Annotated in this window: 8 protein-coding genes; all 8 read left to right on the plus strand. The window is 55.5% G+C overall.

The window, feature by feature from the left end:
* Positions 1-24 precede the first annotated feature (24 nt).
* The 8 genes from mreC to aspS all read left to right on the plus strand — a co-directional run bounded on the left by mreC (position 25) and on the right by aspS (position 8,604).
* Positions 25-870: a rod shape-determining protein MreC gene (gene mreC / locus ACTQ3V_RS08300; RefSeq protein WP_441467111.1), complete on the plus strand. Its 846-nt coding sequence runs from the start codon at positions 25-27 to the stop codon at positions 868-870.
* A 4-nt stretch (positions 871-874) separates the two neighbouring features.
* Positions 875-1,384, plus strand: a complete 510-nt coding sequence (gene mreD, locus ACTQ3V_RS08305) for a rod shape-determining protein MreD (RefSeq protein ID WP_441467112.1) — start codon at positions 875-877, stop codon at positions 1,382-1,384.
* Between the two features lie 21 nt (positions 1,385-1,405).
* Positions 1,406-3,715, plus strand: a complete 2,310-nt coding sequence (locus ACTQ3V_RS08310; protein ID WP_441467113.1) for a penicillin-binding transpeptidase domain-containing protein — start codon at positions 1,406-1,408, stop codon at positions 3,713-3,715.
* A 99-nt stretch (positions 3,716-3,814) separates the two neighbouring features.
* A complete protein-coding gene (locus tag ACTQ3V_RS08315; protein WP_441467114.1) occupies positions 3,815-4,558 on the plus strand; it encodes a nucleotide-binding protein in 744 nt (247 codons plus the stop codon).
* Between the two features lie 122 nt (positions 4,559-4,680).
* The gene (locus tag ACTQ3V_RS08320) at positions 4,681-5,091 is read left to right on the plus strand and encodes a methylglyoxal synthase (protein WP_441362680.1); all 411 of its coding nucleotides are present in this window, start codon (positions 4,681-4,683) and stop codon (positions 5,089-5,091) included.
* A gap of 77 nt (positions 5,092-5,168) precedes the next feature.
* Complete coding sequence (gene hisS, locus ACTQ3V_RS08325; RefSeq protein WP_441467115.1) at positions 5,169-6,527, plus strand: histidine--tRNA ligase; 1,359 nt, start codon at positions 5,169-5,171, stop codon at positions 6,525-6,527.
* Between the two features lie 16 nt (positions 6,528-6,543).
* Positions 6,544-6,786, plus strand: a complete 243-nt coding sequence (locus ACTQ3V_RS08330; RefSeq protein ID WP_441467116.1) for a hypothetical protein — start codon at positions 6,544-6,546, stop codon at positions 6,784-6,786.
* 6 nt (positions 6,787-6,792) lie between these two features.
* Positions 6,793-8,604 (plus strand): aspartate--tRNA ligase, encoded by a 1,812-nt coding sequence (aspS, locus tag ACTQ3V_RS08335; protein ID WP_441467117.1) that lies wholly within the window; start codon positions 6,793-6,795, stop codon positions 8,602-8,604.
* The last annotated feature ends 204 nt before the right edge of the window (positions 8,605-8,808 follow it).

Consider the following 8,808-nt stretch of genomic DNA (forward strand, 5'->3'; position numbering starts at 1 on the left):
AATATTGAAAGGAGCTTAGAGTTTTTGCGAAGACGTAACAGAGTGGGGTCGCGTTTTGTGATCGGCGTGGTGGTTGTGATTGTGCTGTGCATCCTGTCCGCGCTGTACAGCGGCGTGACTGGTAAACCGTCTCCGGTGACCCGTTTGGTCAGTTTTGTGACCACTCCCGTACAGAGACTGGCTTCCGGTGTGACCGGTGCGCTGGGGAAGGGTGTGGGATACTTCACCGAATTTGATAACCTGAAAGCGGAAAACGAGGAGCTGAAAAAGCAGATTCGTGATATGGAGCAGACGGTGCGCGATGCGGAGCTGGCAATTGAGGAAAACAACCGGCTGCGTGCGGCGGCAGGTCAGCCGGAACGCACGCGTGAGCTGACAACCGTCACCGCCGAGGTGATTGCCCGTAACCCGGGCGACTGGGCGATGACGCTCAGTCTGGATAAAGGCTCATCCCACGGTGTGGAAGTGGGCGATCTGGTTACCACGGTGGACGGTATGGTGGGATACGTCAGCGAGGTGTATTCCAACACCTGTGAGGTCACGACTGTAATCGACGTGGAGATGCAGTGCGGCGCGCTGATTACCCGCACCCGTGAAACGGCCATTGCCGAGGGCAATTACGACCTGATGGCGGAGGGCAACCTGCGGCTGAGCTACCTGACCGAGGATTCCAGCGTCGTCATCGGTGATACGGTGGAGACCTCCGGTCGTGGCGGACTGTTCCCCAAGGGCGTGATGATAGGCACGGTGGAGAGCGTGCTGCCTGAGGAAAACGGCATTTCCTATTATGCGGTTATCAAGCCGTTTGCGAATGTGGATACGGTATCGAGCGTTTCCATTGTCACCGACTTTACGGATACGACGGAGTGAGTACATGCAGAGAGAACAATTATCCATCCCGAAGATTGTGCTGTACATCTTGTTTGCACTGCTCATCTATGTGCTGCAGACCACTCTGTTCGGCACATGGTCGATTCGCGGCTATCACCTTGACCTGCTGCCCGCGCTTGTGGCCGCAGCCGCGCTGCTGGACGGTCCGGTGGAAGGTGTGATTATCGGTATCACGGTAGGACTGTTTTACGATTTGGGCTTTATCGGCGTGGACGGCCTGTATCCGCTGTTTTTCCTGATATTCGGTTTTATTGCCGGTGAGATGAGCCGTCTGACGCTCAGCGGAAGCTACGTGTCCATGGTGCTCATGACGGCATTTGAAATGATTGTGCTGGGACTGCTGCGGTATTTCGCCTATCTTCTGCCGCAGGCCGGTGCATCCTTTGGACTGGTGCTGCGTCAGATCATCGGCGGGACGCTGCTGGCCTGTTTGTTTTGCTTTATCATATACTGGCCGATGCAGAAAATCAGCCGTAAATTCGCCAACCGATGAGAAGCGAAAAGAGGAACCCCTATGGTAAATAAAACACAACTGCTGCGCCGCTTGATGGTACTGGGCTGCCTGCTCCTGCTTTGCGTGGGACTCGCGGGCGGTCAGCTGCTGCAGCTGCAGCTGATTAACGGAGAGAGCTATGTGCGCCGCTCGGCGAGCTTTTTGACGACGACATCCACCGTATCAGCGGCGCGCGGCGAAATTCTGGACCGCTATGGTCGGGCGATGGTGACCAATCAAACCGGTTTTTCTCTTGTGCTGATCTACTCTTCCTTTTGGGAGGATAAGCAAGACCGTTTTGAGATCCTGCTGGACTTGGCCAAGCGAGTCAAGGCAGACGGGGCGGCGGCCGCATCCGGAGACACGGCGGACCGCGATACCGAGGACGGTACGCAAACCGATACGGATACAACGCAGGACACGAGCGGTGCGGTACTCAATGACGTGATGCCTATTAGTGATACCGCGCCATACGAATATGTTGGCGCGGAGGGAGACACGGAGCGCAAAGCGCTGTCCGATTACATGAAGCAAAGCGCGGATACGCTCAGCCTAAAGGCCGTGCAGGATGCCAAAGCGGCTGCAAATACGGCGAATGAGGAAAACCCGCAGTACGATGCAGACGGTAACAAAATCGATCAGGTGTTGCAGATTGATGCGACTACACTGGTATCGGCTTCCGAGTTTATCAGCGCGATGCGCACCTATATGGAGGATAGTCTCGGCATGCAGACCGGCCTGTCCGACGCGGATGCGCGCACGCTCATCGGTCTGTATTACAGCATGCGGCGTGTTGGCTTTAACAATAACGCGACCTTCACACTGGCAGATAATGTCTCCATGGATTTGATTGCCTATATCAAGGAGCACCATCAGCAGTATACCGGTGTCGATGTGCAGAGCGAAGCCATCCGTAAGTATGACACGACCTATGCCGCGCATTTGCTGGGCACGGTTGGTGCGATGTTCACAGAGGAATGGACAGGCACGAAAAACGGCGGTCCGTATGAGAGCAAAGCGGGCTATACCATGAATGACACCATTGGCAAAAGTGGATTGGAGTCTGCGCTGGAGTCCTATCTGCACGGTACAGCCGGCTCGCGCACGGTGGAAACCGATTTGGGCGGCGACAGCATAACGGATCATGCCAATTCGTATGCGCCGAAGCCGGGTGATAATGTCATCACCACCATCGATCTGGAATTGCAGGAAGTGGCGGAAAAATCCCTGGCAAACTATCTGGCAGAGTACCAGCGTGGCGGCGCGGCGGTTGCGCTTGACCCGGATACGGGTGAGGTTTTGGTCATGGCATCCTACCCAACCTATAATCTGGAGAATTATAACAAGGATTACGACCAGATTTCCAACGATTCGAGAATTCCAGAGTTGAACCGTGCCACGCTGGGTTTGTATCCGCCCGGTTCCACCTTCAAGGTGCTCACTGCGATCGCAGGGCTTGAGGAGGGCATTATTGATGCCAGCACTACGTACACTTGTGACGGTACGTTTGAGTACGGTGGTGTCAAGTTCACCTGTAATAACCATGACCAGCCGATGACGCTGGATGTGACGCAAGCCATCAAGTACTCCTGCAACGTGTTTTTCTATAATGTGGGTCAGCAGCTGACCGGCGCGCATTTGGAAAACTGGTGCGATAAATTCGGCCTGGGAAATGTGACCGGCGTGGAGATTGCGGAGGATGCCGGTCAGGCGGCCGGCCCGACCGAGCGCGACGCAAACCGCAAAAATAACCCGTTGCTGCGCGAATGGCAGGGCGGTGACGATGTCAACGCCGCGATCGGCCAGTCGGATAACCTGTTCACGCCCTTGCAGCTGGCAAATTATATGGCGGCGGTGGTCAACGGCGGCACGCTGTATCAGCCGACGCTGGTCAAGAGCATCAAAACCTATGATTATTCCGACGTGGTCGAGGAAGAGCAGCCGGAGGTTGTGGGTACGATTGAGTTCTCGGATGCGACACGCAATCTGGTTATGACGGGTATGAGCGAGGTTACCGCCGAGGGCGGTACCGCAGCGACCACCTTTGCCGATTATCCGATTAAGGTCGGCGGTAAAACTGGTTCGGCGGAGATGTTTGAGCTGTCTGATCCGAAAGACCCAAACAGCGCGGTAATCGAATATACCAACGGCTTGTTTGTCGCTTTCGCACCGTTTGATGACCCGGAAATTGTCGTTTGCGTGGTCGGTGAAGGCGCGGGACACGGCTCTTCGGTCGCACCGATTGTACGCGATATTCTCGACGCATATTTTGCCGAGGAGGAGCCGGATACCGTCGAGTCTGTGCAGAGCGAAAACACCATGGTGCCCTGACGGCAAGCTGCGGCGCAATAAAACTTTGCGCAAATGCTTGTAAATTGGCAGTTCGTAGTTTATAATACAATATATAAGTTTTTCTATTTCGGAGGCGGTATGTTGAAGGTGATTCTGGTTGCGTCCGGTAAGGGCGGCACAGGGAAAACCTCCTTTACGGCGGGCGTGGGCACTGCGTTGGCGCAGCTTGGGCATCGCGTGCTCCTGATCGACGGCGACTGCGGCCTTCGGAATCTGGATATCGTGCTGGGCATGTCGGACAGGGTGGTTTATTCCTTTGCTGATGTGGCGGGCGGCGCTGTGCCGCTCGGCGACGCTATGGCGCGGCATCCGGAGTATCAGGGCCTGTACTTGCTGACAGCGCCGGTAGCGCTGCCTGCGCTCAGCGAGCGCGGCATGGAGCAGCTGGCCGTACAGGCGGAGGAAGCTTCGTTTGATTATATGCTGGTGGACGGCCCTGCCGGGCTGCCCGCAGAACTTTCTTTTCTGGCGCATATTGCAACGCAGGCGGTTGTCGTTACGGCAACCGATCGTGCCTGCATTCGCGGCGCGGAGCGGTGTGCGCGCAAGCTGGAAGAAGAATACTGTATCCAGCGTATTCGCATGGTGCTCAACCGGGTGCGGCCGCAGCTTATCTGCCGCGGCAAATCGGGCAATATCGATGACGCGATGGATGAAGCGGGGCTGCCGCTTCTGGGAGTAGTGCCGGAGGATGAGGATTTGATTTCCTGCGGCAACAGCGGAAAAAGCATTTTGTCCATCAAGCATACAGGTGCGGCGCGGGCCTTTCAAAATATTGCCCGACGGCTGGATGGCGAGCGGGTACCGCTTATCCGTATTTAGACAGTGCGATATATGGAATAGCATCTTCTCTGCAAAATATCAGCAACCAAACAGCGTTGTTTAACGCAATGATAGAGTGGAAACAGCATATATGTGGTACGTGGAAAGGGGATGTTTCGGAAATGAACATAGCGCTTATCGCACACGACCGGAAAAAAGAACTGATGGTTCAGTTCTGTATGGCGTATTGCGGTATTCTGGCAAAGCATGATATTTGTGCAACCGGCACAACGGGGAAATTTGTGGAAGAAGCAACCGGGCTGAAAATTGATAAGTGCCTGGCAGGTATGCAGGGCGGCGAGGAGCAGATTGCATCCCGCGTTGCGTATAACGAAATTGACCTTGTCCTGTTTTTCCGTGATCCCATGTCCAATTCACAATATGAGCCGGATGTTCACGCCATTGTTCGTCTGTGCGATATGCATAATATTCCGATTGCAACCAATTCCGCAACGGCCGAAATGCTCATCCTTGGCCTCGACCGCGGTGATTTGGATTGGCGTAATATCGTCAACCCCAAGAATAAAAAATAAACGACAGAAAGCAATGCACCGGATGGGCGGATGGGCCTATTCGGTGCAATCGTCTGTCTTGAGGAGAATCAAAAGATATGGAAAAAGTGAAACCCAGAACTCTGTCCGGCTTTATGGAGCTGCTGCCCGCCCCGCAGGTGCAGATGGAGCGTATTATGCAGGTGCTGCGCGAAACTTATGCCCTGTACGGCTTTTATCCGCTGGACACGCCGCTGATTGAGTCCTCCGAGGTACTGCTCGCCAAGGGTGGCGGTGAGACCGAAAAGCAGATTTACCGCTTTACAAAGGGGGACAGCGACCTGTCGCTGCGCTTTGACCTCACGGTGCCGCTGGCGAAATATGTCGCGCAGCATTACGGTGAGCTGACTTTCCCGTTCCGCCGCTTCCAGATTGGCAAGGTGTACCGCGGTGAGCGCGCGCAGCGCGGCCGCTTCCGCGAGTTTTATCAGGCGGATATCGACGTTATCGGCGACGGCAAACTGGACATCATCAACGAAGCGGAAGTGCCCAGCATTATCTATAAGACATTCACTTCGCTTGGCCTAAATCGCTTCAAGATTCGTATCAATAACCGCAAGGTGCTGGGCGGCTTTTTTGCCATTCTCGGCCTGACTGAAAAGGCGGGCGATGTGATGCGCACGATTGACAAGCTGGAGAAGATCGGCGCGGAAAAGGTGAGAGCCATTCTGGTGGACGATTTCGGTGTGGCAGCCCAGACAGCAGACGAACTGCTGGCGTTTATTGCGACACCGGGCGGCACACCGGGGATTCTGGCAGCGCTGGAGAACTATAAGGGCAAAAACGATGTATTCGATCAAGGGGCGGATGAGCTGCGCACGGTCGCGCAGTATATGACTGCTTTCGGTGTGCCGGATGATCACTTTGAAATCGACCTGACGATTGCGCGTGGTCTGGATTATTACACCGGTACGGTATACGAGACGGCAATGCTGGATCATCCGGAGATCGGCTCCATCTGTTCGGGTGGCCGGTATGATAATCTTGCAGAGTATTACACCGACAAGCAGTTGCCAGGTGTGGGCATTTCGATTGGCCTGACCCGTCTGTTTTATGTGCTGGGAGAGCAAGGCTATCTGAACGACAGCATGAACAAAGCACCCGCCGATGTGCTCATCCTGCCGATGACGGACGATATGGGTGCGGCCATTGCGCTTGCGACCAGCTTGCGTGAGGCGGGTATCCGCACGCAGCTGTACAGTGAGCAAAAGAAGTTCAAGCACAAGATTGGCTATGCGGACAAACTGGGCATCCCGTATGTTATTTTCCTCGGCGAGGACGAGATCAAGGAAAACGTCGTGGCGGTCAAGGATATGGACTCCGGTGAACAGGTGAAGGTATCGCTTGCAGACGCCATCACCCGTATCCGGGACGGCCTTGCGGCCAAAAATCAGGGCAAGGTTATCTGCGACAAGTAAGACCGGAGCTGGACAAATGAAACAATTGATCTGGGGCTGCACGGTTGTGGTTTGCGGCACCCTCACGCTGTTGACCGGGTTGCTGTGCCTAGGCATCCTGCTGCTGCTCATCGCAATGGGCGGCTATTATACCGGAATTGCAGTTGCGCTGTTTTTGCTGACGTTCATTTTGGCAATTGTGGGCGCATTGCTGATTGTACAAGGGAAAAACGCCGTGAATACGGCCAGTGTATATTTTCATACTAACGATAAGGATTGATCAAACATGAATGAAACTTCAATTCACGGAATGAAGCGCACGCATATGTGCGGCGATCTGCGCCTTGCCGACGCAGGTCAGGAAGTTACGGTCAACGGCTGGGTGGATCGTGTGCGCGATAACGGCGGCGTGCTGTTCCTGCTCGTGCGTGACCGCGCGGGCATCGTACAGTGCACGTTTGACAAGTCGGTCAACGCAGACCTGTTCAATATCGCGTTTACCTGCCGCACGGAGTTTGTGGTTGCTGTGCGCGGTAAGCTGGTTGCGCGCGACGAAGCGGCGATCAATAAGAAAATGCCGACCGGTGAGGTCGAGATCATTGCCGAGGACATCCGTATCCTGTCTCGGGCAGAGACCACGCCGTTTGAGATTGACGACTCCAAGGAGGTCGGCGATCAGGTGCGCCTGAAGTATCGCTACCTCGACCTGCGTCGCCCGTCAATGCAGCGTAATATGATGCTGCGTCACCGTGTAACCCAAGTAGCGCGCAATTACTTTGACGAGCAGGGCTTTATCGAGATTGAGACGCCGATGCTGACCAAGTCCACGCCGGAGGGTGCGCGAGATTACCTGGTGCCGTCCCGTGTGCATCCGGGTAAGTTCTATGCGCTGCCGCAGTCTCCGCAGCAGTATAAGCAGCTTTTGATGCTGTCGGGGATGGACCGCTATATCCAGATCACCCGCTGTTTCCGCGACGAGGATCTGCGTGCCGACCGTCAGCCGGAGTTTACCCAAATTGATCTGGAGATGAGCTTTGTCGAGCAGGATGACGTCATCGCAGTCAACGAGGGCTTCCTGAGCCGCGTGTTCAAGGAAGTGCTGGATATTGACATTCCGTTGCCGCTGCCGCGCCTGACTTGGCGCGAAGCGATGGACCGCTTTGGTTCGGATAAACCGGATACCCGCTTTGGGTTTGAAATCAAGGATATTTCGGATATTGCGGCAAACTGTGGCTTTGGCGTGTTCAAGGGCGCGGTTGAGGCTGGCGGTACGGTGCGGCTGATCAATATCAACGGCTATGCCGACAAGTTCCCGCGCAAAGAAATTGACAAGCTGGCGGATTTTGTCAAGACCTATCGTGCGAAGGGCCTTGCGTGGATGAAGGTTGCGGATGACGGCGCAATGACCTCTTCCTTTGCCAAGTTCCTGACCGAGGAGGAAATTGCGGCTATCAAGGAGCGCGCGGACATGCACGAGAACGATGTGTTGTTTGTCGTTGCGGATGCCTCTGAGGAAACGGCGCTCGTTTCGCTGGGCGCGCTGCGCTGTGAGCTGGCAAAGCGTCTGGGTCTTGCCAAGAAGGACGACTTCAAACTCCTGTGGGTCACGGAGTTCCCACAATTTGAGTATAGCGAGGAAGAGGACCGTCTGGTGGCCAAACACCATCCGTTCACCGCGCCGATGGATGAGGATATCCCGCTGCTGGATACTGACCCGGCCAAGGTGCGCGCCAAGGCGTATGATATCATTCTCAACGGCTGTGAGCTGGGCGGTGGTTCAATCCGTATTCATGACCCGGAACTGCAAACCAAGATGTTCGAGGCACTCGGCTTTACCGAGGAGCGCGCCAAGGAGCAGTTCGGACACCTGATTACGGCGTTCTCGTACGGTGCACCTCCGCATGGCGGCCTTGCCTATGGTCTGGACCGTCTGTGCATGCTGCTGGCGGGGTTGGACTCCATCCGTGATGTGATTGCCTTCCCCAAGGTGCAGAATGCGTCCGATTTGATGATGAGCTGTCCGGATACTGTGGATGCCAAGCAGTTGGATGATTTGTCCATTGCCGTTACCCGCATGGAGAATGAACCGGAAGCATAACAGCAGACGGAGAAAAGCTGTTGCGGCAGAGTGAGCAGCCCCAGTTTATGAGACAGTACAAAAAAGCCCTGAGTAGGAATTTCTTAAATTTTAACCGGAGTGGGGGGGGGGGGGGGGGGGGGGGGGGGGGGGGGGGGGGGGGGGGGGGGGGGGGGGGGGGGGGGGGGGTGTGGGGGGGGGCGGGGGTGTGTTGTGGTGTTATTT

It is taken from the genome of Candidatus Agathobaculum pullicola, assembly GCF_052117205.1.
Classification (GTDB): Bacteria; Bacillota; Clostridia; order Oscillospirales; family Butyricicoccaceae; genus Agathobaculum; species Agathobaculum pullicola.

What these genes read in the sequence shown, in the direction of transcription:
- ACTQ3V_RS08330 (WP_441467116.1), top strand. Translation starts at nt 6,544, where the DNA reads ATGAAACAATTGATCTGGGGCTGCACGGTTGTGGTTTGCGGCACCCTC.
- ACTQ3V_RS08315 (WP_441467114.1), top strand. Translation starts at nt 3,815, where the DNA reads ATGTTGAAGGTGATTCTGGTTGCGTCCGGTAAGGGCGGCACAGGGAAA.
- mreD (WP_441467112.1), top strand. Translation starts at nt 875, where the DNA reads ATGCAGAGAGAACAATTATCCATCCCGAAGATTGTGCTGTACATCTTG.
- hisS (WP_441467115.1), top strand. Translation starts at nt 5,169, where the DNA reads ATGGAAAAAGTGAAACCCAGAACTCTGTCCGGCTTTATGGAGCTGCTG.
- ACTQ3V_RS08320 (WP_441362680.1), top strand. Translation starts at nt 4,681, where the DNA reads ATGAACATAGCGCTTATCGCACACGACCGGAAAAAAGAACTGATGGTT.
- aspS (WP_441467117.1), top strand. Translation starts at nt 6,793, where the DNA reads ATGAATGAAACTTCAATTCACGGAATGAAGCGCACGCATATGTGCGGC.
- ACTQ3V_RS08310 (WP_441467113.1), top strand. Translation starts at nt 1,406, where the DNA reads ATGGTAAATAAAACACAACTGCTGCGCCGCTTGATGGTACTGGGCTGC.